Annotated in this window: 20 protein-coding genes and 2 tRNA genes; 9 read left to right on the top strand and 13 right to left on the bottom strand. The window is 67.3% G+C overall.

All coding sequences use genetic code 11. The annotated features are described in order from the left end of the window. Positions 1 to 17 precede the first annotated feature (17 nt). Entirely contained in the window at positions 18 to 1,289 is a 1,272-nt protein-coding gene (locus H4N64_RS08485; RefSeq protein ID WP_186281493.1) for a sigma-70 family RNA polymerase sigma factor, read from the top strand. A 34-nt stretch (positions 1,290 to 1,323) separates the two neighbouring features. On the opposite strand, the gene H4N64_RS08480 is transcribed toward H4N64_RS08485, so the two are convergent. The 4 genes from H4N64_RS08480 to H4N64_RS08465 form a co-directional block, all read right to left on the bottom strand. Then, positions 1,324 to 3,252 (bottom strand): ABC transporter ATP-binding protein, encoded by a 1,929-nt coding sequence (locus H4N64_RS08480; RefSeq protein ID WP_186281492.1) that lies wholly within the window; start codon positions 3,250 to 3,252, stop codon positions 1,324 to 1,326. Next, positions 3,252 to 4,985: an ABC transporter transmembrane domain-containing protein gene (locus tag H4N64_RS08475; RefSeq protein WP_186281491.1), complete on the bottom strand. Its 1,734-nt coding sequence runs from the start codon at positions 4,983 to 4,985 to the stop codon at positions 3,252 to 3,254. Before H4N64_RS08475 ends, H4N64_RS08480 begins: the two co-directional genes overlap by 1 nt. Positions 4,986 to 5,089: 104 nt before the next feature. Then, positions 5,090 to 6,529: a xylulokinase gene (locus tag H4N64_RS08470; RefSeq protein WP_186281490.1), complete on the bottom strand. Its 1,440-nt coding sequence runs from the start codon at positions 6,527 to 6,529 to the stop codon at positions 5,090 to 5,092. Positions 6,530 to 6,586: 57 nt separating this feature from the next. After that, positions 6,587 to 6,892, bottom strand: a complete 306-nt coding sequence (locus H4N64_RS08465; protein WP_186281489.1) for a YtxH domain-containing protein — start codon at positions 6,890 to 6,892, stop codon at positions 6,587 to 6,589. Positions 6,893 to 7,035: 143 nt separating this feature from the next. Between H4N64_RS08465 and H4N64_RS08460 the strand changes: the two genes are divergently transcribed. From H4N64_RS08460 to H4N64_RS08425, 8 genes are all read left to right on the top strand, one after another. Continuing rightward, a tRNA-Asn gene (locus H4N64_RS08460) sits at positions 7,036 to 7,108 on the top strand. Between the two features lie 180 nt (positions 7,109 to 7,288). Beyond that, positions 7,289 to 7,365 (top strand) — tRNA-Ile (locus H4N64_RS08455). Positions 7,366 to 8,032: 667 nt separating this feature from the next. Further along, positions 8,033 to 9,055 carry a DUF6907 domain-containing protein gene (locus H4N64_RS08450; RefSeq protein WP_186281488.1) on the top strand — a complete coding sequence of 341 codons (1,023 nt, stop codon included), beginning with the start codon at positions 8,033 to 8,035 and terminating at the stop codon, positions 9,053 to 9,055. Between the two features lie 421 nt (positions 9,056 to 9,476). Then, positions 9,477 to 11,930, top strand: coding sequence for an EcoAI/FtnUII family type I restriction enzme subunit R (hsdR, locus tag H4N64_RS08445; protein WP_418896253.1), 2,454 nt, complete (start codon positions 9,477 to 9,479; stop codon positions 11,928 to 11,930). A gap of 82 nt (positions 11,931 to 12,012) precedes the next feature. After that, positions 12,013 to 12,612 (top strand): type IV toxin-antitoxin system AbiEi family antitoxin domain-containing protein, encoded by a 600-nt coding sequence (locus tag H4N64_RS08440; protein WP_186281486.1) that lies wholly within the window; start codon positions 12,013 to 12,015, stop codon positions 12,610 to 12,612. A gap of 107 nt (positions 12,613 to 12,719) precedes the next feature. Further along, entirely contained in the window at positions 12,720 to 13,490 is a 771-nt protein-coding gene (locus H4N64_RS08435; RefSeq protein ID WP_336246666.1) for a nucleotidyl transferase AbiEii/AbiGii toxin family protein, read from the top strand. Beyond that, complete coding sequence (locus H4N64_RS08430; RefSeq protein WP_186281485.1) at positions 13,490 to 15,007, top strand: HsdM family class I SAM-dependent methyltransferase; 1,518 nt, start codon at positions 13,490 to 13,492, stop codon at positions 15,005 to 15,007. The genes H4N64_RS08435 and H4N64_RS08430 overlap by 1 nt, the downstream gene beginning before the upstream one ends. Before the next feature lie 440 nt (positions 15,008 to 15,447). Further along, positions 15,448 to 16,152: a restriction endonuclease subunit S gene (locus tag H4N64_RS08425; protein WP_186281484.1), complete on the top strand. Its 705-nt coding sequence runs from the start codon at positions 15,448 to 15,450 to the stop codon at positions 16,150 to 16,152. On the opposite strand, the gene radC is transcribed toward H4N64_RS08425, so the two are convergent. The 9 genes from radC to H4N64_RS44910 form a co-directional block, all read right to left on the bottom strand. Next, on the bottom strand, positions 16,136 to 16,804 hold the full coding sequence (radC, locus tag H4N64_RS08420) for a RadC family protein (RefSeq protein WP_186281483.1): 669 nt from the start codon (positions 16,802 to 16,804) through the stop codon (positions 16,136 to 16,138). The genes H4N64_RS08425 and radC overlap by 17 nt on opposite strands. 13 nt (positions 16,805 to 16,817) lie before the next feature. Further along, the gene (locus H4N64_RS08415; protein ID WP_222108677.1) at positions 16,818 to 18,710 is read right to left on the bottom strand and encodes a GmrSD restriction endonuclease domain-containing protein; all 1,893 of its coding nucleotides are present in this window, start codon (positions 18,708 to 18,710) and stop codon (positions 16,818 to 16,820) included. Between the two features lie 63 nt (positions 18,711 to 18,773). After that, positions 18,774 to 19,607 carry an alpha/beta fold hydrolase gene (locus H4N64_RS08410; RefSeq protein ID WP_186281482.1) on the bottom strand — a complete coding sequence of 278 codons (834 nt, stop codon included), beginning with the start codon at positions 19,605 to 19,607 and terminating at the stop codon, positions 18,774 to 18,776. A gap of 819 nt (positions 19,608 to 20,426) precedes the next feature. Further along, positions 20,427 to 21,377, bottom strand: coding sequence for a LysR family transcriptional regulator (locus tag H4N64_RS08405; protein ID WP_186281481.1), 951 nt, complete (start codon positions 21,375 to 21,377; stop codon positions 20,427 to 20,429). 54 nt (positions 21,378 to 21,431) lie between these two features. Further along, a complete protein-coding gene (locus H4N64_RS08400) occupies positions 21,432 to 22,094 on the bottom strand; it encodes an NAD(P)-binding domain-containing protein (RefSeq protein ID WP_186281480.1) in 663 nt (220 codons plus the stop codon). Positions 22,095 to 22,248: 154 nt separating this feature from the next. Continuing rightward, positions 22,249 to 23,769: an MFS transporter gene (locus H4N64_RS08395; protein WP_186281479.1), complete on the bottom strand. Its 1,521-nt coding sequence runs from the start codon at positions 23,767 to 23,769 to the stop codon at positions 22,249 to 22,251. Between the two features lie 236 nt (positions 23,770 to 24,005). Continuing rightward, positions 24,006 to 24,569: a TetR/AcrR family transcriptional regulator gene (locus H4N64_RS08390; RefSeq protein ID WP_186281478.1), complete on the bottom strand. Its 564-nt coding sequence runs from the start codon at positions 24,567 to 24,569 to the stop codon at positions 24,006 to 24,008. 3 nt (positions 24,570 to 24,572) lie between these two features. Beyond that, positions 24,573 to 25,268 carry a type 1 glutamine amidotransferase domain-containing protein gene (locus H4N64_RS08385; RefSeq protein ID WP_186281477.1) on the bottom strand — a complete coding sequence of 232 codons (696 nt, stop codon included), beginning with the start codon at positions 25,266 to 25,268 and terminating at the stop codon, positions 24,573 to 24,575. 225 nt (positions 25,269 to 25,493) lie between these two features. Then, entirely contained in the window at positions 25,494 to 25,622 is a 129-nt protein-coding gene (locus H4N64_RS44910) for a hypothetical protein (RefSeq protein WP_260859596.1), read from the bottom strand. Between the last annotated feature and the right edge of the window lie 347 nt (positions 25,623 to 25,969).

Genomic DNA, 25,969 nt, shown 5'->3' with positions numbered 1-25,969 from the left:
CTCCACACTGGGTTCCGGTGCCTGAGTCCTCGGAGCGCGGCCGATCCGTCCCCCACGGGTCCCACACCCCCGCGGTTCCGCTCATCGCGTACGGGACGGACAGCGGCGAGGCCGCCGACTCCGCCCTCGAAGCCGCGCTGCCGCACATTTCAGCAGCGATCATCCTGGAGGTCGCCCCCGTGCAGACCCAGACCCTCACCCAGACCGACAGCACTACCGTCGGCGGCACAGACACAGAACCGGACGCGGAGTCCGACGTTCTCGTCGCGGTGCCCCCACAGAACCGTGCCGTGCTGCACCCCGAGGCGGAGCCGGACACCCCGGCCGTCCTTGAAGAACCGCCCGAGCCGGTGCGCGTCCCCCGGGCCGACACCGGCGGGCCGTCCTCGGACCTGTTCCGCCAGTATCTGCGGGAGATCGGCCGCATCCCCCTGCTCACGGCAGTGGAGGAGGTCGAACTCGCCCGCCGTGTCGAGGCCGGCCTGTTCGCCGAGGAGAAGCTCGGCAACACCCCCGACCTGGACAGCCAGTTGGCGCTGGACCTGGACCGCCTGGTGGTGATGGGCCGGATGGCCAAACGCCGCCTGATCGAGGCGAACCTGCGTCTCGTGGTCTCCGTGGCCAAGCGGTACGTGGGCCGTGGGCTGACCATGCTGGACCTGGTCCAGGAGGGAAACCTCGGCCTGATCCGCGCCGTGGAGAAGTTCGACTACGCCCGCGGCTACAAGTTCTCCACGTACGCCACCTGGTGGATCCGCCAGGCCATGTCCCGGGCGCTGGCCGACCAGGCCCGCACGATCCGCGTCCCGGTCCATGTGGTGGAGCTGATCAACCGGGTCGTCCGGGTCCAGCGCCGCATGCTCCAGGAACGCGGCTACGAGCCGACCCCGGACGAGGTGGCCGCCCACCTGGACCTCGCCCCGGAGCGCGTCAGCGAGGTCCTGCGCCTGGCCCAGGAGCCGGTCTCCCTGCACGCCCCGGTGGGTGAGGAGGACGACGTGGCGCTCGGCGACCTGATAGAGGACGGCGACGCGGCGAGCCCGGTGGAATCGGCGGCGTTCCTCCTGCTCAGGGAACACCTGGAAGCGGTCCTGTCCACACTGGGCGAACGCGAACGCAAGGTCGTCCAGCTCCGCTACGGCCTGGCCGACGGCCGCCCCCGCACGCTGGAGGAGATAGGCCGCATCTTCGGCGTGACCAGGGAACGCATCCGCCAGATCGAGTCGAAGACCCTGAACAAACTCAGGGACCACGCCTTCGCGGACCAACTGAGGGGCTACCTGGACTAGGAGGGGGGCCGCCTGACGGCGGCCCCCGCACGCGTTAGTCGACCTCGGCGACCGCCTCCGCGAACTGCGCCTTGTACAGCCGCGCATAAGCCCTGTCGGCCGCCAACAGCTCGCCGTGCGCGCCCTGCTCCACGATCGAGCCGTTCTCCATCACCAGGATCGTGTCCGCGTCCCGGATCGTCGACAGGCGATGCGCGATGACGAACGACGTACGCCCGTGCGCGAGTTTCGCCATCGCCTTCTGGATCAGCACCTCGGTCCGGGTGTCGACGGACGACGTCGCCTCGTCCAGCACCAGGATCACCGGATCCGACAGGAACGCCCGAGCGATGGTGATCAGCTGCTTCTCACCGGCGCTGACCCCGGAACCCTCGTCGTCGATCACGGTGTCGTAGCCGTCGGGAAGGGTACGGACGAAGCGGTCCGCGTGAGCCGCGCGCGCCGCCTCCTCGATCTCCCCACGGGTGACCTCGCGTGAAGCCCCGTACGCGATGTTCTCCGCGATCGACCCGCCGAACAGCCAGGTGTCCTGGAGCACCATGCCTATCCCGGCGCGCAGTTCGTCCCGGGACATCGTCGCGATGTCCACCCCGTCCAGCGTGATCCGCCCGCCGGAGACCTCGTAGAACCGCATGAGGAGGTTGACCAGCGTGGTCTTCCCGGCGCCGGTCGGGCCGACGATCGCGACCGTCTGCCCGGGCTCCACCGTCAGCGAGAGGTCCTCGATGAGCGGCTTGTCGGCGTCGTACCGGAAGGACACACCGTCCAGCGCCACCCGCCCGCGCAGTTCCTCGGGCCGCACCCCGGGCACGGGGTCCGCCGACTGCTCCTCCGCGTCGAGGAGTTCGAAGATCCGCTCGGCGGAGGCGACCCCGGACTGCACCAGGTTCGCCATGGACGCGACCTGAGTGAGCGGCATCGAGAACTGCCGCGAGTACTGGATGAAGGCCTGTACGTCACCGATGGAGAGGGAGCCCGACGCGACCCGCAGACCACCCACCACGGCCACCAGCACATAGTTGATGTTCGACACGAACATCATCAGCGGCTGCATGATCCCGCTGTTGAACTGCGCCTTGAACCCGGCCTCGTACAGCGCCTCGTTCTGCTCGGCGAACTGCTTCGCCGACTCCTCCTGCCGCCCGAACACCTTCACCAGCGCGTGCCCGGTGTACATCTCCTCGACGTGCGCGTTGAGCCGGCCGGTGGAGCGCCACTGCTGCACGAAGTGCGGCTGCGACCGCTTGCCCACCCGGGTGGCGACGAAGAACGACACCGGCACCGTCACCAGCGCCACGAGCGCCAGGATCCACGACACCCAGAACATCATCGCGAGCACACCGATGATGGTGAGCACGGAGTTGATGAGCTGGCCCATCGACTGCTGGAGGGTCTGCCCGATGTTGTCGATGTCGTTGGTGGCGCGGGACAGCACCTCACCGCGCTGACGCTTGTCGAAGTACGACAGCGGCAACCGCGACAGCTTCACCTGCACGTCCTCGCGCATCCGGAACATGGTCCGGTTCACTGCCCGGTTCACCAGCCGTGTCGCCACCGCCATCAGCAGCCCGGCGACGGCGAACACGGCGAGCGCGAGCAGCAGCACGTTCCCGACGGCCGTGAAGTCGATGCCCTCGCCGGGCGTGAAGTCGGTGCTGCGGAGCATGTCGGCCACATCGCCGTCGCCTCGGTCCCGCATGCCCTCAAGGACCTGTTCCTTCGTCGCGCCAGGTTCCATCTCCCGTCCGACGATGCCCGCGAAGACCAGGTCGGTGGCCCGGCCGAGGATCTTCGGTCCGACGACCGACAGACCCACGCTGACCACGACACACAGCAGCAGCACATAGATGGTGAGCCGCTCCGGCTTGAACTGGGCGACCAGCCGCCGGCCCGACACCTTGAAGTCCAGCGAGCGGTGGTCAGGCCCTGTACCGGCCATCATCCGCCCCATCGGCCCGGCCATCAGGCGGCCTCCGCTTCCGTCAGCTGGGAGAGCACGATCTCCCGGTACGTCTCGTTGTCCGCCATCAGCTCCTGGTGCCGCCCGGTGCCGACGACCCGGCCCTCGTCGAGGACGACGATCCGGTCGGCGTCCCGGATGGTCGCCACCCGCTGGGCGACGATCACCACGGTCGCCTCGGCGGTCTCCCGGGACAGCGCGGCGCGCAGGGCCGCGTCGGTGGCGTAGTCGAGCGCCGAGAAGGAGTCGTCGAAGAGATAGATCTCCGGGCGCTGCACGAGCGTCCGGGCGATCGCGAGCCGCTGCCGCTGACCACCGGAGACGTTCGTCCCGCCCTGCGCGATCGGCGCGTCGAGCCCACCCTCGAGGCCGGAGACGAACTCCTTGGCCTGCGCCACCTCCAGCGCGTGCCACAGCTCCTCGTCGGTGGCGTCCGGATTGCCGTAGCGAAGGTTCGTCGCGACGGTCCCGGCGAACAGGTACGGCTTCTGCGGCACCAGGCCGACCGTCTTCGCCAGCATCTTCGGGTCGATGCCCGCCACGTCCTCGCCGTCCACGAGGACCCGCCCGTCGGTCGCGTCGAACAGCCGGGGGACCAGGCCCAACAGGGTGGACTTGCCGCTTCCGGTCGAGCCGATCACGGCGGTGGTCTCACCGGGCAGCGCCACCAGGTCGATGCCCTTGAGCACCGGCTCCTCGGCACCCGGGTAGCGGAAGCCCGCGCCCCGGACCTCCAGATGGCCGTGCCGGCGCAGCTCCGTGACCGGCGCCACCGGCGGCACCACGCTGGACTCCGTGTCCAGGACCTCCTGGATCCGCTCGGCGCACACCTCCGCGCGCGGCACCATCATGAACATGAAGGTGGCCATCATCACGGACATCACGATCTGCATCAGATAGGCGAGGAAGGCCGTCAGATCACCGATCTGCATGCCCCCGCTGTCGATCCGGTGCGCGCCGAACCACACCACCGCGATCGACGACAGGTTCACCACCGTCATCACGATCGGGAACATCAGCGCGAGCAGGTTTCCGGTGCCCAGCGACATGTCGGTGAGCTCGGTGTTCGCCTTGCGGAAGCGGTGCTGCTCGTACTCGTCGCGGACGAAGGCCCGGATCACACGGTTGCCGGTGATCTGCTCGCGCAGCACCCGGTTCACCGTGTCCAGACGCTCCTGCATGGCCCGGAACAGCGGCCGCAGCCGCCGTACGATCAAGGTCACGCAGATGCCCAGCACCGGCACCACGGCGACCAGCACCGCCGACAGCGGCACATCCAGGCCGAGGGCCAGCACGATTCCGCCGACGCACATGATCGGCGCCGACACCATGAGGGTGAACGTCATCAGGGCCAGCATCTGGACCTGCTGCACGTCATTGGTGGTACGGGTGATCAGCGAGGGCGCGCCGAAGTGGCCCACCTCACGCGCGGAGAACGACTGCACCCGGTCGAAGACGGCGCCGCGCACGTCCCGGCCGAGCGCCGAGGCGGTCCGGGCGCCGTAGTACACGGCCCCGATGTTGCACACGACCTGTGCCAGTGAGATGCCGATCATCAGGGCGCCGTAGCTGAGGATGTAGCCCGTGTCGCCGTTGACGACACCGTTGTCGATGATGTCCGCGTTCAGGGTGGGCAGATAGAGCGTGGCGCAGGTCTGCAGGAACTGGAGCAGCACCAGCAGGGCGATGGGTTTTCGATAGGGCCTGAGATAGGTCCGCAGGAGTCGTATGAGCACGCTGTGTCTCTCGGAGTCGGCGGCGGGGCGGTTGGTTGCCCTTGGCCCCTATCGTCGAACACTCCAGTGGTGTTACCTCAACTGATTAACCCAACAAGGGTGTGCTACGAGCGAAACGCGCCCGGATGGGTCTGCTCCCGCACCGACACGAACTGCTGTCGCACCGCCTGCCCCACCGCCAGCTCCTCGCCGGGCTCCAACACCTGCGCCGCCGCGCCCCGCCAGGCCGGCGGGGTCCGCGCGTCGAGCGCGCCCTGCGAGGCCCCGAGCGCCCAGGCGGCCTGCCGGGCGGCACCGATCGCCGTGTAGTCCGCGGGCTGCGGTACGACGACCTGAGCGCCGAACAGCGAGGGCGCCGAGGCCTGCACGGCGGGCAGCTCGGCGGCCGCGCCCAGCAGGAAGACCCGCCGCACCTCGACCCCCCGGCCGCGCAGTACGTCGAGGGCGTCCGCGAGTCCGCACAGCATGCCCTCGAACGCGGCCCGCGCCAGATGCTCCGGACGCATCGCCTCCCGCCTGAGCCCGGCCAGGGTCCCGGCGGTGTGCGGCAGGTTCGGCGTCCGCTCGCCCTCCAGATAGGGCAGCAGCACCAGGCCGTGTGCCCCCGGCGTCGACTTCATCGCCAGCTCGGACAGGCTCTCCAGATCGGGCGCTCCGAGCAGCTCGGCGGTGCCGCGCAGGGTCCGTACGGCGTTCAGGGTGGTGACGACCGGGAGGTGCATGCCGGTCGCGTCGGCCAGCGCGGTGATCATCCCGCTCGGGTCGTGCAGGGCCTCGGGGTGGACGGCCATCACGGACCCGGAGGCGCCGAGCGACACGACGGCGTCCCCGAGCCCGATGCCGAGCCCGAAGGCGGCGGCCATCGTCTCGCCGGTCCCGGCGGAGATCAGCAGCCCCTCCGGCGTCGTACCGGCCGCGTCGGCGGGGCCGATCACCTCCGGCAGCATGGCCTGGTGACCGAGCGCCAGCTCGACGAGATCGGTGCGGTAGCTGCCGGTGGCGGCGGACCAGTAGCCGGTGCCGGAGGCGCCGCCGCGGTCGGTGGTCCTGCGCACCGGGCGCCCGAGCAGCTGCCACACCAGCCAGTCGTGGGCCTGCATGAGGACGGCGGTGCGGGCGGCGGCGTCGGGTTCGTTCTTGCTGAGCCAGCGGAGCTTGGTCACCGGCTGCGGGGCCTGCGGCACGCATCCGACGGCCTGCGCCCACGCCTCCCGCCCGCCGAGCGCGTCGATGAGATCGGCCGCGGCGACCTGGGCCCGCTTGTCACCGCCGACCATCGCGGGGCGGGTGGTGTTGCCCTGGGAGTCGAGGGGCACGACGGCGTTCTGCTGCGAGGAGACGCCGATGGCCTGGACACCTTCGAGGAGCCCACCGCCGGCGGCCTCGCCGAGGGAGAGCAGCCAGGCCTGCGGATCGACGTCGGAGGGCCGGCCTTCGACCGGGTGCGGCGCATACCCCTGCCGGAGCACGGCTCCGGTGTCCGCGTCGCAGACGACGATACGAGTGAACTCGGGCGAGCTGTCCAACCCGGCGACTATCCCCATGGCGAAAATTCTATGGGCCACGCGTCATGGGCCCCTACGGGCCGTCCCACCCGGCGTTCATGTATTGCTGGTGCCCCAGTCGTCCTCCACCTCGCCGTTGGGGTGGCGGTCGCGGAGGTGGCGGACCCGCTGGGCGACGGACTCCGGGACGCGGTCGCCGACCTTGTCGCTGACCGCGTGGTAGGCCTTGCCCGCGTATACGCGGCCCTGCTGGGCCGCCGTCTCCGCGGTGTTGCGGACCGCCGGGTTCTGCGCCACCTGACGCGCTGACTTCTTCAGCTGTTCGTAGCGTTCGCGTCCGGCGCGCGTGCCGAGTACGTAACCCAGAGCCAGCCCGACGACGAACGTGAGCTTGTAGCGCATGGCAGCCACCCTTCCCTCGTGTAGGTCGGTGCCGGGGGAACCGATTGGCGGAGCACCCCCCTGCTTGCGCTAATGTATGTGTCGCAGCGAGCGTCCGCCCCCTGGCGAATACCCAGGTAGGTACGTTCGATGCAACGAGGCATTCCTCCGTAGCTCAATTGGCAGAGCAGCCGGCTGTTAACCGGCAGGTTACTGGTTCGAGTCCAGTCGGGGGAGCAGGTTGAACGAGGACCCCGCCGGGGTCCTTTTTCATGTCTTGATCCAAGTGCCCGGGAACCGCGCGGGGCGTGCTGAAGTCCTTCTGGGCATGCGTAGTCGACCATCCGAAGCAGGAGATCGTATGAGCGGCTATGCTGCGGCAGACGGCGCGTACAAATGTGCGCGACACGCCGCTATGGGGCGGTAGCTCAGCCGGTTAGAGCAGCGGACTCATAATCCGTCGGCCGTGGGTTCGAGTCCCACCCGCCCCACCAAGCGCAGGTCAAAGAAACGTTCTGACCTGCGGAAACGTCTTTTCAGTGCCTCTGAGCCGCCTACTCGGTCCCAACGGAGAGAATCCGCTGCTCACAAGGACTGTCTGAGGTCTCATGGCGGGCGTCGGGCGCCCTTGTCAAGGATCTGACCTGCAGAAATGCAGAACATGCTCGTCGGCTGGAGGTTACGCAGCGGAGCCGAAGAGCAAGATCCAGTGGACGCTCAGTGGACGCGAGGAAATGCAGACGGGGCGCAGGAAGTCGCGCGGCCTGGCCGGCGTCCCTCTCCAGCCCTGTCTGCCGGATGCCTCTCCAACGGCTGCTCGACTCACCCGCCGTGGGTGTTGGCGCTTTCTGCGCCCGCCCATTGACTGGACGCTGATCCAAGACGCCGCCCCGGTCGTAGGGCGCTGTCGGCTCCCGCTTGGCCGGGGTGAGCCGCCACGGCAGGTGAGCACGCCGCCCTCTTCGATGGCGTCCAGCCGATGCGCGCGAAAGCTCTGGGCCGGCTTCAGGCCTGTCGGCCAGTCGCGGGCAGGAGGTCGGCGGGCTCCAGCCTGCTCCCGGTCAACGGGCTCCATGCCCGGAACGCGAGTATAGATCCGCATGTTCTGCGAGCAGGGCAAGACTGCTGGACAAGAAGCCACTCCTATCCCGAGGAGACATCATGTCCAGCGCAACAGTCCTGACCCTCTCGGCTCCCGAGCGCGACTGTCCCGCATGGTGCGCGCAAGACCCGCATGCCGAAGCGACCGGCAGCCACGTCAGCGCCCCCGTCCGGCTCGCGGCTCCGGAAGGAGCAAGCCCAGGGATCGAAGTACCGCTGCTGTCCGTGCAGATCGGACTCGGTCACGACGAGGAAGCGCGTGGTGAACCGGCCCGGCTGTGGCTCTCGGCCGTCGACGGCACCGCCGAACTCGACAGCACCGTCCTGGGCTCGTTCATCGATGGCCTGGAGCACTTCGCGCTGAGCCTGCGCGGTCTGCGGCACCGCTACGACGTCGTCATCCGGGGCGGTGTCACCGAGGCCGTCGATCACTACCCGTCGGCCACGCACCCGCTCGAACTCGTCACTCCCTGCCCGCCCTGGTGTCAGTACCGGGACGAGAATGAACACACCCCGGGGCTGCTGGTCGACCACTTCCACGCTGCCCACGTGCACGAGATGGAGCTGGCGCTCCAGCCCGTGACGCGGACCAAGGACGGCCCGGATCCCGAGATCCTCGAACTCGGCATGGTGCACATGGGGCATGCTCGGCAGCCGCAGATCGACCTCACCGTCGGCGGCCTCGAAAGCTCGAAGTACGTCGCGCTCACCTTCGAGGAGGCGGACGAACTGCGTACCAAACTCAACGAGTTCATCGCGGCGGGGCGTGAGTACGTACAGCCGGAGGCGGTCGCCTCGCTGCAGGAGCTGATCGACTACTGCGGTGTGCGGGTCGTCGAGTGCGAGTGGGCTCTGAAGGGGTTCTACGGGCACGCGGTCGGCGACACCCGGCAGGGCGGCCCGGTCTGGGTGACCGTGCCCAGGGACACCACCGGACCGCGCCTGGAGGAACGGGTCACCTCTCTGCTCGCGGAACTCCATGAGAGGGAGCCGAAGCTGATCGCTCAGGACGGAACTGAGGTCCGCTATGCCGGGCGGGTACCTGGTGTGCCGGTGTGGCCGGAGGGCCAGGCTGCGGCATGAGTTCGGGGTGGCAGGGTGCGGGATCGACCGCTCATCAAGGCGCCCGCATCCTGCCGCTCTCCGCTGGTATCGAAGTCCGCTGCGACCGGCTCCAAGCTACGCGGCGGCCCGCAGGTATGTCCTCACCGACTGCCCCGAGGGGGAGCCGGGAACGTCGCGTGTGGAGACTGACTTGGCCTCAACGGAGCGGAATTCGTTGACTAGTAGGTTCGACCGCTTGGGGGCGAGTGCAGGAACCGCTTCGCTGCTGGGGCTAACCGACGCTTGGCGGGCGGAAACGGAAGCTCGCTTCGCGAGGTGTGGACATGTAGTGGACACAAGGACCCGGACGGTGGCCCTCTCGGATCGCCGGAGCCCAGATTCCTCACTCGGGTGACGGATTCTCGCCCCTCGACCCCTCCTCCTGATGTACGAATCTTGTATGGCGAGCGCAGGGGGACTGACTGAGCAGGAGACGTGCCGGGCCTTCGTGCTGCCGGCGCTGTCCGCGGCGGGCTGGAGCAAAGATCAGATCCGCGAGCAGTACTCGATCAACGACGGCAAGCTCGTGGTGTCGCCGCGGCGGCATCGGCGTGAGCGGGCGCTGATAGCGGACTACGTCCTGGAGTACCGCGACGACGTGCCCCTCGCGGTGGTCGAGGCCAAGCGGACGAGTGTGGATGTCGCAGCCGGCATCGAGCAGGCCAAGCGGTACGCCCGCAGACTGGGCCTGCCTGTGGCCTACGCCACGAACGGCATCGAGATCTGGGAGATCGAGATCGGCGGCAACCGGCACCGGGTGTCGTCGTTTCCGTCCCCGGAGGAACTTTGGCAGCGGTACTGCGGCGAGAAGAAGATCACGACCGATCTGGAGCGCGAGCTCATCCTCGCCCCGTTCGACCATCGCCTGCGCAACAACGATCTCACCCCCAAACGCCCCAGGTACTACCAGCGTCGAGCGGTCAACGAAGCACTCTTGGCGATAGCCCGTGGCCAGAAGCGGATCCTGCTCACGCTGGCCACTGGCACCGGCAAGACCATGGTTGCGTTCCAACTGGTCTCAAAACTGCGCGAGAGCGGGTGGAACGGAGGCGAGAAGCCTCGCGTGCTCTACCTGGCTGATCGCAACATCCTGGTTGACCAGCCGAAGGATGACTACTTCGAGCCAGTCTTCGGAGACGTTGTCCACAAGATCAGCGGAGGGGTGCAGCGCGCCCGGCAGATCTTCTTCGCGCTGTACCAGTCGCTCGACAGCAGCAGAGGGGACGAGGCCGCGCTCTTCAGCCAGTACCCTCCGGACTACTTCCACCTGATCATCGTGGACGAATGCCACCGCGGCAGCTCGGCCGAAGAGGGTAAATGGCGAGGCATCCTCAACCACTTCTCCCAGGCCGTACAACTCGGTCTGACCGCGACGCCGATCGCGGACTCGGAGCGGCACACCTACGGGTACTTCGGTGAGCCGGTCTACGAGTATGCCCTGAAGGACGGAATCGAGGACGGCTTCCTGGCCCCGTACCGTCTGCGACGGGTCCATTTGAATGTCGACATGACGGGCTTCAAGCCCGAACCTGGGCAGCTCGATACTTCCGGCAACCCCATCCCGGACCAGGTCTATACCCAGCGCCACTACGAGAAGGTCCTGGCCATTGAGGAGCGCACCGAGGAAGTAGCCCGGTACCTCACGAATTACCTGGCCGATACGGACCGGATGGCGAAGACGATCGTCTTCTGTGAGAACAACGATCACGCACACCGCATGGTCGCCGCACTCAACCAGGCGAACCTCGACCTCGTCGCGCACTACCCGGACTACGTCTGCCGGATCACCGACGACGACGGCAAGCCGGGAAGGGAGCTCCTGGACCGGTTCCGGCGGGACGACACCGACGAGCCCGTGATCGCCGTGACCAGCCAGATGCTGACGACCGGCGTGGACATCCCTTCGGCCCGCAACATCGTGATCGTGCGCCGGATCAACTCCATGCCGCAGTTCAAGCAGATCATTGGGCGAGGCACCCGGCTGTGCCTGGACATCGACAAGGGGTCCTTCGACATCATCGACTTCGTTGATGCGACTGTTCTGTTCAACGATCCCGAGTTCGACGGCCCGCCGCTGAGAGTCATCAATGACCGGACAGACCAGCAGGGAGAGCTGATCGAGCGCGAAGAGCTGGAGAGCCCGGACGGCCCCGCCGAAGAGGTCGCAGAACCCGAAGGGGACTTCCAGTCGGGGGAGGGAGGCACACTGCCCGCGGATGACGAGGGGACGGTGATCACGGACGAGGATCGCGTCGATGAGATCCAGAGTCGCGGCACCCGGCGCATCTACGTCAACGGCGTGGAGGTCTTCGTCTGGAATGACATGCACTACCAGTTGCACCCTGACGGCCAGTCCATGCGCATGGTCCAGTACCGGGAATACGTGCATGACCGAGTGCTGGAGCTGAAGCTGTCGCCTACGGATCTGAGGACGCAGTGGGCCACCGCCAAGAGTCGCAACATCCTGCGTGAGCGTCTGCACAGCGACGAGATCGGCATCACGGAGGAGGACCTGCTACGCAAGCTCGACCATCCCGAAGCCGACCCTATCGATCTGCTGATTAACGCGGCCTGGGAGCTACCCCTGATCAGCCGCTCCGAGCGCGCCCACCGGGTACGCCGTGAGCACGATCAGTTCCTCAAGAGCTTCGCACCTGAGGCGCGTGAGGTGCTGGATGTGCTGTTGGACCGCTTCACCGAGAAGGGCGCCACCGAGCTGGAGGCCGGCGCGCTGCGCGTACCACCCTTCCGGCAGCTGGGTACGGTCCGGCAGCTGGCCGCGCGGTTCGGCGGGGCGCCGCAGATGCACGAGGCGATCGACGACCTGGCTAAGCGGATCTTCGACGTCGCGTAACTACATCCTGACTTTAGTTTCGCGTATCGATCTGCGTGAAGCTAAAGGAAACTAGGAGGAGTGTTTCTGTTACGCTCTCACGGTGCTCGGTGATGACACGACTCGCGACCGTCTATGGCGCACCGCCGCCAGCCAACGCGGCTACTTCACGGCTGCCCAGGCGCTCAAGGCCGGCTACTCCTACCAGGCCCAGCACTTCCACGTCGGTCGGCGCAACTGGATCCGTATCGACCGCGGCATCTACCGCTTCCGCGAGTATCTCGACCTGCCGAGCACCGACACTGACCACCTGGTCCGCTGGTCTCTCTGGAGCCGGGACCAGGCTGTGGTGTCACACACGACGGCCCTTGCTGTACACGACCTGGGCATCGCCAACCCAGCGGAGATCCACCTGACCGTACCTCCGAGCTTTCGTGCTAACGACTCGGCTGTCGTCCTCCACCGCGCCACTCTCGGCGCTGCGGACATCGAACAACACGAGGGTTTCAAGGTCACCACACCCCTGCGGGCCATCACGGAGAGCGCGGCGGACGGGGTTGATCAAGACGTAGTCGACTCCGCAGTGAACGACGCCCTCTCGCGGGGCCTGACCACCCGACGCCGCCTTCTGTACGCGGCCCAGGAACTCGGAGCGCGAGCCGAACTCGGCGTAGAGCGTGCGCTAAGGGAGGTGACGGAGTGACGGAGAAGCGGTACCAGGACGCCGTCGCACTCCGTAGGGCGCTGGAGGCGAGGCTGAAGCGCCAGTCGGAGACCGAAGCCACTGATCTGGGACGCCTGCGCCGCCGAGTGGTCTTCGACCGCATCGCGGCACGGCTCTCAGCCGATTCGGAGGCCGAGTGGATCCTCAAGGGCGGGGCCGCGCTTGAGTTCCGGCTCCGGAATCGGGCCCGAGCGACCAAGGACATGGACCTCGCCATCCGGGAAACAGGACTGACTGGCGGCACGCTTCGCGAGGCACTGCTCGATGCGCTTGCAGAAGACCCGGACGGAGACTGGTTCACCTTCCGGGTTCCCGCGCCGGTGGAGCTGGCCGCTGATACCGGGGGGCGCCCGGCGTGGAGGTTCTCCATCGAAGCTGGCCTTGGCGGTAAGTCCTTCGCCGGTGTCCGGATCGACGTCGCCGCCCGCGGCGAGGAGGTGGCGGCCACGGAACCCCTGCCGCTCCTCGGTGCACTGGACTTCGCCGGAATCCCCGCCCGGACGATCGAGGCCGTGGACCGGCGGCAGCACTTCGCTGAAAAGCTACATGCCCTCACACGTGAATACGGTGACCGTCCTAATACGAGAGTCAAGGACCTGGCTGATCTCGTGCTGCTGATCGAGACGGGCATGGCCGCCGACGTGGAGCTGTACGGCGTAGTGCGGCATGTCTTCACGATCCGGGACACGCATGCCGTCCCTCAACTGATTCCCGACCCACCACCGCTGTGGCGGGAAACGTACCCACCCCTCGCCGAGGGACTGACTGAGACCACAGCGACCTTGGACGGCGCGCTGACCGCAGTGCGCGAATTCTGGGCGCGAGTTGTGAACGCCTCCACCGGAACGGAAGACTGATGCCGCCGCAGGACACTACCAACCAACTGGCCATTGACGTACCCGCCCAGCCCAAAAAGCGAACCCGCGGGGAACTTCAGTCGGCCATCAAGTCGGCGCGCGACATCATGCGCAAGGACGCTGGCCTCAACGGTGACCTGGACCGCCTGCCTCAGCTGACGTGGATTCTGTTCCTCCGGGCCTTTGATGTGTGCGTGGAGGAGGAGCGGGAGGCGGAGATCCTTGGCTACGAGCGCGTGATCCAGCCACCATACGACTGGAAGAGCTGGGGAGCAAGAACCGAATTCACGGGGAAGGAGTTCCTCGACTTTGTCAACATGAAACTTCTCCCGTATCTGCGTGACCTAAGAAGCGATGAGGAGGGAGATCCCAGGAATGTGATCTCCACCATCTTCCAGGACGTCAACAACCGGATGCTCTCGGGCACCTTGCTGCGCGACCTCGTCAACGTAGTCAATGACATCAACTTTGACTCCGCTGATGACATCCACACGATGGCCTTCGTTTACGAATCAATCCTGAAGGAGATGCGGGACGCCGCAGGTGACTCGGGCGAGTTCTACACCCCGCGACCGGTGATCCGGTTCATGGTGGAACAGAGCTTCCTCAGGCTGGGCGAGTCCATCCTCGACCCGGCTTGCGGTACGGGCGGTTTCCTCGTGGAGGCTTACGAGGAGCTGAAGGAGCTCCCGCGCTCCCAGGCGGAACTGGCCGAACTCCACCACAACATCCGCGGCATGGAGAAGAAGCCGCTCCCGTATCTGCTCGGGATGATGAACCTCCTCCTCCACGGGATCGACGCGCCGAACGTGATCCGCACGAACGCGCTGCGCAAGATGAGGGAGGAGAGCAGCCCAAGGCACCGCGTGAACGTGGTGCTCACCAACCCACCGTTCGGCGGCGAGGAGGAGAAGTCGGTGGCGGCAGCTTTCGACTCGGCCGGCGTCGGGACGCACGAGACCGCCTGGCTCTTCCTCTACTCCGTGATCGAGCGACTCAAGCCCGGCGGACGCTGCGCGATCGTCCTTCCGAATGGCGTGCTGTTCGGCGGCGGCGTGGGCGCAAAGATCAAGCAGAAGCTGATGCGGGAGTGCAACCTCCACACAATCGTGCGCCTCCCGCAGGGCGTTTTCGCCCCGTACACGCAGATCCCCGCGAACCTGCTCTTCTTCGAGAAGGCCGGCTCGACGAAGGAGACTTGGTTCTACGAGGTCCCTTTGCCGGAGGGTCGGAGAGGCTACAGCAAGACGAAGCCCATGCGCTACGAGGAGTTCGCCGCGTGCGCGAAGTGGTGGGGCGGTGAGGAGCGAACCGGGCGGGAGGCCACCGAGTACGCCTGGAAGGTCGACGCGAGCGAGATCGCGAAGGGCGGGTACAACCTCGACCTGTCCAATCCGCAGGCCGGTGGTGACCTAACGCACCGCTCCCCGGGAGATCTTCTGGACGAACTGATCAAGACGGAGCGGGAGATCCTGGACCTGTTGGGCGAGCTGAAGGCTGAATTGAGGCATCTCTGATGACAGATCTACCGCAGAGGCCCCTCGGAGTTGCCCTAGCGAAGTTCATGGGCAGTGTTCCAGTAATTCCTGAAACCGAATACAGGATCGCCGGGATTTACAGTTTTGGCAAGGGATTGATTCGGCGTTCCCCAATCTCGGGATCCGAAACTTCGTACCGCAACCTCACCCCACTTGGGACTGGGCAACTCGTCATGAGTAAGCTCAACGCATGGGAAGGGGCTCTGGCCGTCGTTTCAGAGGAGTTCTCGGGAACTTTCGTCTCCTCGGAATACCCTGTCTTTGGCATCAATAAAGACGTCGCAGATCCGAGGTATCTGAAGTACCTTGTCTCTTGGCCGACTCTCTGGGAGCAACTCACCCCTCGAGGTTCGATGGTCCGACGTAAGCGGACTACGCCCGATACTCTCTTGGCGACACATGTCCCCTTCCCTGGCCTTGTGGAGCAACGTCGTATTGCCGACAAGCTGGATGCAGTGATAGACCGCGTAGATTCCGTAATCAAACTGCGTGACCATCTGACAGCTCTTCACTCGAACCTAGCCGAGTCGCTCATTGATTCAGCCGTGGCGAGCGCCAATGAATCGGCTCGGATTGGCGAGACCCTGACTTTCACGCGCACGCCAGTAGAAATTGACGAAGCTGGCATCTATCGAACCATCGGCATCCGGTCGTTCGGTCGGGGCATCATTCACCATCCCGACGTCTCCCCGGACGGATTGAGTAAGCTCAGCTACTTCACATTCCCCGAGGGCGCACTTGCCCTGAGCAATCTCATGGCCTGGGAGGGGGGAATTTCCGTTACGCAGACAGAGGACGCAGGGTACATCGCATCGAATCGGTTCTTCTTCTATCTGCCAGTTGATGACCGAGCGAACACGAGCTACCTCCGGCACTTCCTGCTGAGCCGGCAGGGATTGGCGCTCGTCGGGTCTGCATGCTCGGCAGGCGCTGAGCGCAACCGAACCCTCGGCCGGAAGCGGTTCGAGGCGTTGACGATCCCGCTTCCCCCGCGCCCGGTGCAGGACCATGTCGCGAGCACCCTCGATCGGCTCGCGGAGAGGCTGAGCACCGCCTACGCTGAGCCCTCGCTTGCCGCGCTGCGGCCCTCCATCCTCAACGCCGCCTTCACCGGCCAGTTGTGACCCGGCGCCAGGCGCTGTCCGTCATGATCACGTGATCAAGGAACCGTAGTCCGACCGTCTGCGCCGCATCCCGCAGGCGATCGGTCACCTGTCGGTCGGCCATGCTCGGTTCGGGGTTGCCCGAGGGGTGGTTGTGGGCCACGCCGAAGGACGAGGCGCCAGCCGACAGGACCCCGGCGAGGGTGTCACGGACTGGAATCAGGCTGCGGTCCGTGGCGCCGTCTGTCAGGCGGGCGATTCGGAGGACCTTGCCGGACGTGTCACATGCCACGACGATTACGCGTTCGTGGCGCAGTCCGCGTAGCAGTGGTGCGGTGACCGCGGCGAGGTCGGCAGTGGTTGTGACACGGTCAGGGCTGTGCAGGTCCGAGTTCTGCAGGCGGCGGGCCAGTTGAAAGGCCGCCGCGACCCGTACCGCTTTCGCTTGGCCCATCCCCGGGAGCTGCACGAGGGCTTGCGGGTCTGCCTGAGCCAGGCCGCGGAGCCCGCCGTGCGCCGCGAGGAGCTCGCCGGCCAGCTGGACCGCGTCCTGCCCCGGAATGCCTGAGCCCAGAAGAAGGGCGAGTAGTTCTCGGTCAGCGAGCGCCTCTGCGCCGTGGAGCCACAGCCGCTCCCGCGGGCGGTCGGCCGCCGGCATGTCTTTGACCCGCATGCGCATGCCTCGCTCAGTCTGCGGAATCCCGGTCGATCGGCTCGTCCGTATCGCTCACCCCACTCCCGCCGTCGTCGGGGACGGCCACATGCTCCTGCGCTCCGGCAGCGGACGAGCCGATGAGTTCCATCAGGCGCTTGTGGAGGGTTTCGGAGCGGGCGCGGAGGAAGCCCTCATAGTCATCCCGCAGAGCAGCCTCGAAGGCGTCCTCGTCGATGAGGCAGGTCGCCAGGCGCTTACGGATCGTCTCCTTGCCCTGGGTCTCGCACAGATCCTTCAGGTAGACCGAGGGCGGCTGGTCGCTGATGGCGATGTTCGATACCGAGCTCAGCATGATCAAATTGGCGCAGACGTTGGCCTGGCTGACGTTCAGCCCCTGCTTCTTCAGGAACGACTTCGGGAAGAAGTGGTGGAACTCCTTGTCGTTCTGCCAGGACAGCGCCCTGTCCGTGTCGATCCGGCGGCCGTTGCGGAGGTCCAGCGGGTGGGCCTCGGCGAGCAACAGGCCCAGCAGCTTCGACGGGGCGTTCGTGGCCCTAAACTGATTGCGGCGCCACAGGACGCTGCGCGGCACGCCCGCACTGACCTCGATCTCATCGGTCCGACCCGAGGCGAAGCTGTGGACCGCTTCGCGGTCGTCCGCCATCTGCCGCGCGTTCCAACCCTTGAAGTACTCGCCGCTGGCGGTGAGCCAGAACCATCGTTCGATGGCGTCGTACTGGGCTGCTGTGGCCTTCGGCACTTGGCGGAAGATCTCGACCAGGACCGCGAACTGGTTGTAGTAGGGCAAGGCAGTAGCACGGGGCGTACGGACATGCGTGGTCAGGAAGTCGACCGCGAGCTTGGATGCTTCGACGGCGGCCTTGACCGCCTCCTCCAGCTCATCCTTGTTCAGATTCCGCAGCTGGTTCATGTCCTCACGAGAGAACCCGAACCCGGCAGCGGCGGAGATCGTGCGCAGCATGGTCTTCGTGTCGACTTTGCCATACTGCTTCCGGCTCAGGACTTCGAGCAGCTCGTCGATCTCGTCCTTGAGATCGAACTCCGGGCTCCAGGTCGCCGCCCGCATCAGGTCGACGACGGTGAGCGGGGTCGCGGTGCTGTTGATCCGCTCGAAGACCTTCGCAACCTCGGTCGACGGCATGCCCCGGAGGGTGACTACGGCGATCTGATAGTTCGAGAACCGGTTGTACAGCTCCGCGGCCCGCTCCTGCAGGTCCGCGGAGCCGAGCTTCGAAGCGCGGTTGGCGAAGAGGAAGCCGTTGGAGAGCAGCCGGACCGGGATGATGTGCGCGGGCGGGTCCTCCAGCGTGTCCGTATGCCTGAACGCCTGCTCTTCGAGATCGTAGACGATGTTCCAGTTACTCTCGGCGTCACCATCCGGGGCCCAGTGCAGCGCCCCGCAGATCGTCGCCAGTCGCTGCTGTCCATCGAGGATGTAGTTCACCGGATAGCCATGGCGGTGTTCGCCGACGGCCAATCCGGCGACCGTGCGCTCACTCGCAAGCTGCTCGGTGCTCTGCCACAGCAGGATGCTGCCGATGGGGTAGTTACGCGCTACGGAGTCGAGCAGATCGAGGATCTGCTGCCGAGTCCAAACGAAGTTCCGCTGGAACTTGGGCAGTACTACATCGCCCTCCAGCACCCGGTCGACCACGGTTACCAGTCGTGGCACGCTCGAGTCCGGATCCTGTGCCTGGCGCTTCTGAACAGGAATCGTCGCCAACGCATTCCCCCATCTGAGCAGTTGACGACAGTCTATGAGGCGCCACTGACAACGGCGGTCGTAGCCCGGCACGACGGAAAGGCACTCTGCTGCGCGCGAGTTCGAGACCTCGACTTCGCGCGCCGCGCGGCATGCGTTGATCCAGGCAGATGCCTCAGGTGCCCCCTCGGGAGGGCTCACAGGGGGATCCGCCAGTGGACACGCAGTGGACGGACAGCGCCTTCGCGTGGGTAGGCCGCGTCGTCAGCCGACGCATGATGGCACGAAGGCCGGGTCGGCCGGCCCCTTGCGCTCGAGCGCGTTGAGAACCCACTGGTGGACGACCGGGTCGTTGGGCGTCTGGTCGTGCTCGATCGTGTTGAGCGGGCAGCGGTCCTGGAGAGTGATGTTGGTGACCTCCCGGTCCGAGCCGTCCAGGAACGCGCTGGTGTAGGGCGTGACGACCTCGTCGTATCTGGTGGTGACGACGGTGTAGTACGGACCGGCCGGCGTCTCGTCCTTCGCGTTCAGGTCGGTCAGGAACTCCGACCCCGCTTGTTGCTCGTCGCAGGCCGGGCAGGCGCTGTTTTCGCTGTTTTCGAGCTCGGGCGGCGGTGCGATCACGCCCTCCGTGCCGTGGTTGGACGGAACGATCCCCACCAGGTCGTCGACCTGGGTCGCGCCGCCGAAGTACTTGATGTAGTAACGGGGCATCATTCCGCCCTGGCTGTGTCCGACCAGGTCGACCTGCCTGGCGCCCGTTGCCCCCATGACCGCGCCGACGAACGACTTGAGTTCCTTCGCCGACTGGGCAATGGGTCCCATGGCGTTGCCGCCGTAGTTCAGCGCGAAGACGCAGTACCCCTCGCTTTTCAGCTTGGGGCTGAGCGTCGGCCAGTTCTTGGCCATGGTCTCGAACGTCCCGTGGACCAGCACGACCGGCTCGGGGTGCTCGGCGGTGGGCTTGCAGGACCAGTCGTTGGCCCCGGGCGGAGAGATATCGGTGGTGTCGGCGGTGGCCGGTGATGCAGGGGACAAGACGGCAGTGGTGACCGCGAGCGCGGCGGCGGTAAGGATTGCGGGGAGGCGCGGAGACATGGTCTTCCTCTTTCGACGGGGGAGGGGGCGGTAGGGCGGGGACGGAACTGGTGAACCCCGTCGCGACGGTTGATGGCCTGCCGCGAGCGGCATGCCGTGCGGGTGACTCTGCAGCCGAACACTGTTCGGCATTGTCGATGGGCAGCGATTTTGCGTTCATGCTGCACGCGTGTCAACCCTCGGCATCAGACCTTGGGTAGCCCCTGCTGCCTTCGTCCCCCATGCGGCTGATCGGTCCGGGCCCGGGGTAGGCCTGTCAGCGCCTGCTGAAGTCGGCTCCAGGCGCCCGAACCTGATCAACTGCGCCGTACGCCTGCACGACGGGGCCTGGAACCCGAACCCGATGAGCAGCAGCTCCGCGCCGTCCACACCGTCACCAACCGCGCCATCACTACCGGCCTGCTGGACCTCACCGGCCACGACGACCGCTACTGGCGCTCCGAATCCGACGTCCTCAGCCCGCTGCTGACCGGCCTCCGTCACGAGAACGGACCGCCTTGGTCGGCCGTGGCTGGGCCAGGGCGCGGCGGACAAGGTGTGACTAACGCGTCATGAGGCGTGGGCTGCCAGGAAGTCTGGTCGGTGTCGAAAGGGTTTGTGTGCCCGTGTGGATGCGTTCACCAGGAAGGCTGCCGCCGTGGAGGGGACATCAGAACGGTGACATCAGAACGGTCTGAGGGCGGCGTGGGCGGACCACCGACGCACTCTGGAAGCGAGGAACAGCCCGTTGCCGACCGAGTCGACCACGAGCGCCCCGATCAGGACGGTACGCCCTCGGCTTCTCCGCAGTGGCGCAGCCGCCGCAGAGCCCGTTCGGAGTCACCAGGTGCGGCCCGCCTCGAGGATGAGGTCGCGGACCCGGGTGACGTCGGGGTTGTCGGGCCTGCCGGGGCGCTGGACGAGGTAGCCGGTGTTGATGGGCGGGTCGTCTGGTTCGTGCAGGGGCACCAGGGCGCCGGAGGCGAGTTCGTCCTGGCACAGGAAGCGGGGCAGGACGGTGAAACCGGCTCCCGCGGCGACCGCGGCGAGTACGCCGCGCAGGTCGGGCACGGTGACGGCAGCGGGGCACGACAGCCGCGTGCCGAAGACGTGGCGCCAGTAGCGGCGGGCGATGGGCAGATCCTCGGCGTAGGTGACCAGGGGGACGGCGTGCAGCGCGGCCGGGCCGTCGGCGGCCAGCCGCTCCCTCAGGCGGTCGGCCCAGGCGGGCGCGGCGACCAGGACGAACTCCTCGTCCATCAACGGCACGGCGGCCAGCGCCCTCCCGCGCGGCCGGACGGTGGCGATCACCAGGTCATAGCGTCCGGAGCGCAACTCCTCCAGGAGCGGGTCGGTCAGGCCCATGGTCACGCGCAGCCGTACACCGTCGGCGGCCAGCGGGGCGAGCGTCGGCAGGACCCGGGTGCACAGCAGCTCGGCAGGCCCTGCCAGATGGACGGGGGCGGCCGGCTCGTCTGGTGCGATGTCGTGCCCGGCGACGGCGGCGAGCGCGTCGAGGGGCGCGGCCACGCGGGCCGCCAGGTCGTGGGCGACGGGTGTCGGGGCGACGCCGCGCGGCAGGCGCTGGAACAGCTCGCGGCCCGTCTGCCGTTCCAGGGCCCGGATCTGGGTGGTCACCGTGGGCTGGGACAGGCCCAGCAGTCCGGCGGCGGCGGTGAAGGAACCGGAGCGGTACACAGCCAGGAAGGTGCGCAGCAGGTTCAGGTCCGGTGAGGGTGCCGCAGCGGACTGCCGCACCCGGATCGGGCCATCGGGATCCTTATGTCTCACGAAGGAATCCTATCCGTTCCCTATAGCAAGGCGGGCTGGGCGGCATCCGGAGCCTTATTCCCGGAACGCGGCCGGGCGCTTGGGGGACGCCCCGGCCAGGGCCTTCGTCACCGCGTCGACGCCGCCGCGCAGGCCGTAGACCGGGGTGCCGGGCTGCTGGCGCCAGGAGTCGTCGATGCCGCCGGCGTCCACGGTGTCGAAACCGAGCTCGTCGATGAGGTCGCGGACGAACTTCTTGGCGGCCTCGTCATCGCCCGCGACCGGCAGCGCCATGCGCTCGGGGTCGTCCTTCGGGCGTGGCTTGTCGAGGATGTCCTGGGCGTAGGTGCCGTTGAACGCCTTGATCACCGGGTGACCGAGGTGCTGCTGGGTCCAGCGGCTCTCGGTGAGCCCCTTGTCCTCGATCGCGGCGATCCTCCCGTCGCGCTCCTTGGGGTAGTAGTTGCCGGTGTCGATCACGGCGAAGCCGTCGGCGGCCCCGTCGAACAGGCCGGGCGGAAGGTCGGGGATGTTCTTGAGCGGGATGGTGACCACGACGATCTCGGCGCCGCGGGCCGCTTCGATCACGGCTACCGGGGTGGCGCCGGTCTCCTCGGCCAGCGCGGTCAGGGTGTGCGGGCCGCGGGAGTTGGCTACGGACACGTCGTACCCGAGGGCGGTCAGCCGCCGGGTGAGGTTGCCGCCGATGTTGCCGGCGCCGATGATGCCGATCTTCATGGGGAGTCTCCTTGGGTCGGGGTGGGTGCGGAGGGCGGGGTGTTGTGCCGGCCGTGTCACACGACGTCGAGCATTCCTTTCATGTGAGCTGGATGGGCTGAACCTTGGGCGGGGATGGGCCTGTTCAGCGAGAGGGATGTGCTGACCGTCAGGGTCAGTTGCCAGCGGTGTTCAGCACAGCAGGTTGTGGCGGTGCCGACGGAGCCGGGAGGCTGTTGGCCGGTTGCCGCACGATGCGGCTGGGCGTCGTGCCGTTGAAGTTGAGGCCGGTGAGGGCGACCAGGGCGATGAGAGCGAAGGCCAGGGCACCGAGGGCGAAGACGACGCTGTACTGCGTCTCGGCCGGCAGCGCAGGGGTGCCGGGCGGGAGATGGGGCAGGGTGTTGGCGGCCAGCACGGTGGCGATGACGGCCGAGCCTGCGGAGCTGCCGACCGAACGGGCGATGGAGTTGATGCTGTTGGCGATGCCGCTCTGGTGGGCGGGCACGCCCTGGGCGATGAAGGCGGGCAGGGCGGCGAAGCCGAAGCTGACGGCGATGCCGGTAAGGACGCCCGCGCTGGCGACGGATGCGGTGCTGCCGTGGGCGAGGGCGAGCCAGGCGAAGCCGGCAACGCCCGAGGCGGCGCCGGCAGCCAGGGTCACGCGGGCGCCGATGCGGCGTACCAGGGTGCCGCCCAGCTGCGCGGCGATCAGTGAGGCGAGGGTGCTGGGCAGCAGGTAAGTGGTCGCGGCGCCCAGCACGGAGGCCGAGAAGCCGTAGTCGGCCAGTTCCCTGGGGGTCTGGGCCAGGAAGGCGATGCCGATGAACTGGGTGAACATGCCGAAGCCGAGCAGCACACCGGCGATGTTGGCGAACAGCACCGGCCGGAGCACGAACATGGTCATGTCCACCATGGGCTCGCTGACGTGTCGCTCGACGACCACCCAGACCGTGGCCAGGACGGCCGCGGCGGCGAAAAGGATCAGGGTGCGCGGGGAGGTCCAGCCCCAGGTGTTGCCCTGGGAAACGGGCAGCAGAAACAGGACGAGGGTGGCCGCCAGGGTGACCGCGCCGGCCCAGTCGGTGCGTCCGCCGGTGGTCTCGCGGGAGGGCGGGACGGCGGCGATGACGCCCACGAGAGCGATCAGGGACAGGGCGGTGGCCATCCAGAAGACGCGGTGGTAGTCGGGATCGGTGCCCTGGGTGAGCAGTCCCGCGCCGACCAGGGCGAGCCCGGCACCCACCGCAAGGGTGCCACTGATCACGCCCATGGCGCCGGACAGCCGGCGGGGCTCCAGTTCATCGCGCAGCACCGACAGGGCCAGCGGGAAGATCGCGGTGGAGGCGCCCTGCATCGCCCGGGCGGTCAGCAGCAGGGGCAGGGAGCTGGTGGTGGCTCCAAGGACGGAGCCGGCCACGGTGACCAGCAGGATGCCGATGAGGACGGGGCGCTTGCCGCGCATGTCCCCGAGCCGCCCCAGCAGCGGGGTGAAGACGGCTGCGGACAGCAGGGTGGCGGTGGTCAGCCAGCTGGCGGTGGAGGTGGTCAGGGACAACTCGTCGCGGATGATGGTCAGGATGGGCACGACCAGGGTCTGCATCATGGCCACGACAGTGGCCGCGAGACCGAGGATGTAAACGAGCCCGTATCCAGCGCCGGCAGGCGCGGTCAGGACACGGTGCTTGGACGACATGGGGGCGCCTTTCGGGAAGAGCTGTCCGGCGGGACGGGGGTGTTGGACCGCAGGGGCGGTGGTGCCGCCCTGGCCGTTCCGCCAGGGCGGCAGGGACTGGATGGGGGCAGTTCAGTGCAGGGGCACGTACGTCCAGGCGGGCCTTGCGGTGGCTGAACCGGCTGGAAACGAGCATGGCTCAGCGGCACAGAGCGAAACGACAGAGGAACGGGAGAACGAACGCCCGGGGCGCGCGGTCAGCGGGTCGCGACCGGGGCGCCCAGCAGGCCGGACAGAAGCGCGTCGGTCGCGGGCCCCAGCAGCAGCCTGCCGTCGCCCACCGACTCCAGTCCGATCGCCAGGGCGATCGCGATATCAGCCGCCTCGCCGGGCTCGATACCGCCCACGGTGCCGGCCTCGGTGAACAGGCCGATCAGCAGGCGACGTAGGTCCGCGGTGAAGGCGGTGCAGATCCCCCCGAACAGCCGGGCCTTTTCGTCCAGGAGTTCGGCGGTGTGTGGGGAGTCCCCGGCGAGCTGAAGGGCCAAGTCGAGCTTGGCGGCCAGGACGCCCCGGACGCGCTCGGCGTACGGGGCGTCCTCGGCGGCCGCGGCCTGCCGGGCGCGCTCCAGTGCCTGGGTGTGCAGGCGGTGGGCGAGTTGCCGGAAGGCGTCGTCCTTGCTGCGGACGTACTGGTAGACCGCTGACCGGGACACGCCCATGGTGGTGGCGATGTCGTCCATGGTGGTGCGCCGCACGCCGTACCGGGTCAGACAGTCGTAGGTGGCGTCCAGGACCTCATCCAGCCGGTCAGTGCCCATGGCTCATGCCAGCTTCTTGAGCAGTTCCGCGGCGACGGGGGCGGAGGATGCCGGGTTCTGGCCGGTGACCAGGTTGCGGTCGACGACCACGTTGGGAACCCACGGCTCGCCCGGCTGCACCTGCACGCCCGCCTCCGTCAGGCGGGTCTCCAGCAGCCACTTCGCCTTGTCGGCGAAGCCGGCCTGCGCTTCCTCGGAGTTGGTGAACGCGGCCACCTGGTAGCCCGCGAAGGCGTTGGACCCGTCGGTCTTCACGGCGGCGAGCAGGGCGGCCGGGGCGTGGCAGACCACCCCCAGCGGCTTCCCCGCCTCCAGGGTGTCGATGAGCAGCTTGCCGGAGGTGGCATCGACGGCGAGGTCCTCCATCGGGCCGTGACCGCCGGGGTAGAAGACGACGGCGTAGTCGTCGAGGTTCACGTCCTCGAGCTTGATCGGGTTCTGCAGCTCGGTCATCGCGGCGAGCGCGCTCGCGATCTTGTCGGCGTTCTCCTGGCCGCCGTTGACCTCGGCGACGAGGCTGACCTTGTCCACCGTGGGGACGACGCCGCCCGGGGTGGCTACGACGATCTCGTGGCCCGCGGCCCTGAACGCCTTGTACGGGGCGACGGCCTCTTCGGCCCAGAAGCCGGTCGGGTGCTTGGTGCCATCAGCCAGCGTCCAGTAGTCGACGCCGGTCATCACGAAAAGGATCTTCGACATGGTGTTTCTCCGAGGTACGGGCCCGGCTGGCCGGGGCTCGGAGGGGTGGGTTGCATATCGCGCGCTCTGAAGTGCTGCGTCCGCTGACACTCTGCGATCACTGACACTGTGAGTGCAGTTCGTCAGAGCGGCGATGTCCTCGACAGTAGGCCGCGGTCCGATAGGTATCCAATGAGGAATCCAATGCCTGGCATTGGAACTCCTATGGCGCTTCGGGAATTGGGATCAGCCGGTGTACCCGACCTCCCAGCGGCTGCGGTAGGGCAGCACCCCCACGGTGCCGTCGGCGCCTTGGCGGCCCTTGTCGGCCCAGCGCCGGATGCCCTGGCTGGATCCAGGCGGGGCCCTTTCCATCGGTAAGGCACTCCGCTGCGTGAGAGTTCGAGACCTCAACTACGCCATGCTCAACCTGCGTCGATTCAGCAACACCCCCAAGCGTCTCCTCAGGGAAGGCTCTCGGGGGACTGCCAGGGGACACGCAGGGGACGGAAGGGCGCGGAAGGATCAGGAAGGCCGGCGCAGAGGCAGAATGACAAAGAGCCTCTGACCTGCAGTTATAGGAAGATCGAGGCAAGAGTGGGGACGGATCGGAAGATCCGAAAAGGACTCATAATCCGTCGGCCGTGGGTTCGAGTCCCACCCGCCCCACTGTGCAGGCATGTGACCTGCGGAAACGTCTCAGCGGGCGTGCGGATTCGGGA

It is taken from the genome of Streptomyces cupreus, assembly GCF_014257025.1.
In the GTDB taxonomy this organism is placed as follows: domain Bacteria; phylum Actinomycetota; class Actinomycetes; order Streptomycetales; family Streptomycetaceae; genus Streptomyces; species Streptomyces cupreus.
Note: the sequence above shows the minus strand (reverse complement) of the source record. Positions and strands in the feature narration are given on the sequence as shown.

What these genes read in the sequence shown, in the direction of transcription:
- H4N64_RS08480 (WP_186281492.1), bottom strand. Translation starts at nt 3,252, where the DNA reads ATGGCCGGGCCGATGGGGCGGATGATGGCCGGTACAGGGCCTGACCAC.
- H4N64_RS08470 (WP_186281490.1), bottom strand. Translation starts at nt 6,529, where the DNA reads ATGGGGATAGTCGCCGGGTTGGACAGCTCGCCCGAGTTCACTCGTATC.
- H4N64_RS08465 (WP_186281489.1), bottom strand. Translation starts at nt 6,892, where the DNA reads ATGCGCTACAAGCTCACGTTCGTCGTCGGGCTGGCTCTGGGTTACGTA.
- H4N64_RS08450 (WP_186281488.1), top strand. Translation starts at nt 8,033, where the DNA reads ATGTCCAGCGCAACAGTCCTGACCCTCTCGGCTCCCGAGCGCGACTGT.
- hsdR (WP_418896253.1), top strand. Translation starts at nt 9,477, where the DNA reads ATGGCGAGCGCAGGGGGACTGACTGAGCAGGAGACGTGCCGGGCCTTC.
- H4N64_RS08430 (WP_186281485.1), top strand. Translation starts at nt 13,490, where the DNA reads ATGCCGCCGCAGGACACTACCAACCAACTGGCCATTGACGTACCCGCC.
- radC (WP_186281483.1), bottom strand. Translation starts at nt 16,804, where the DNA reads ATGCGGGTCAAAGACATGCCGGCGGCCGACCGCCCGCGGGAGCGGCTG.
- H4N64_RS08410 (WP_186281482.1), bottom strand. Translation starts at nt 19,607, where the DNA reads ATGTCTCCGCGCCTCCCCGCAATCCTTACCGCCGCCGCGCTCGCGGTC.
- H4N64_RS08400 (WP_186281480.1), bottom strand. Translation starts at nt 22,094, where the DNA reads ATGAAGATCGGCATCATCGGCGCCGGCAACATCGGCGGCAACCTCACC.
- H4N64_RS08395 (WP_186281479.1), bottom strand. Translation starts at nt 23,769, where the DNA reads ATGTCGTCCAAGCACCGTGTCCTGACCGCGCCTGCCGGCGCTGGATAC.
- H4N64_RS08390 (WP_186281478.1), bottom strand. Translation starts at nt 24,569, where the DNA reads ATGGGCACTGACCGGCTGGATGAGGTCCTGGACGCCACCTACGACTGT.
- H4N64_RS08385 (WP_186281477.1), bottom strand. Translation starts at nt 25,268, where the DNA reads ATGTCGAAGATCCTTTTCGTGATGACCGGCGTCGACTACTGGACGCTG.
- H4N64_RS44910 (WP_260859596.1), bottom strand. Translation starts at nt 25,622, where the DNA reads ATGGAAAGGGCCCCGCCTGGATCCAGCCAGGGCATCCGGCGCTGGGCC.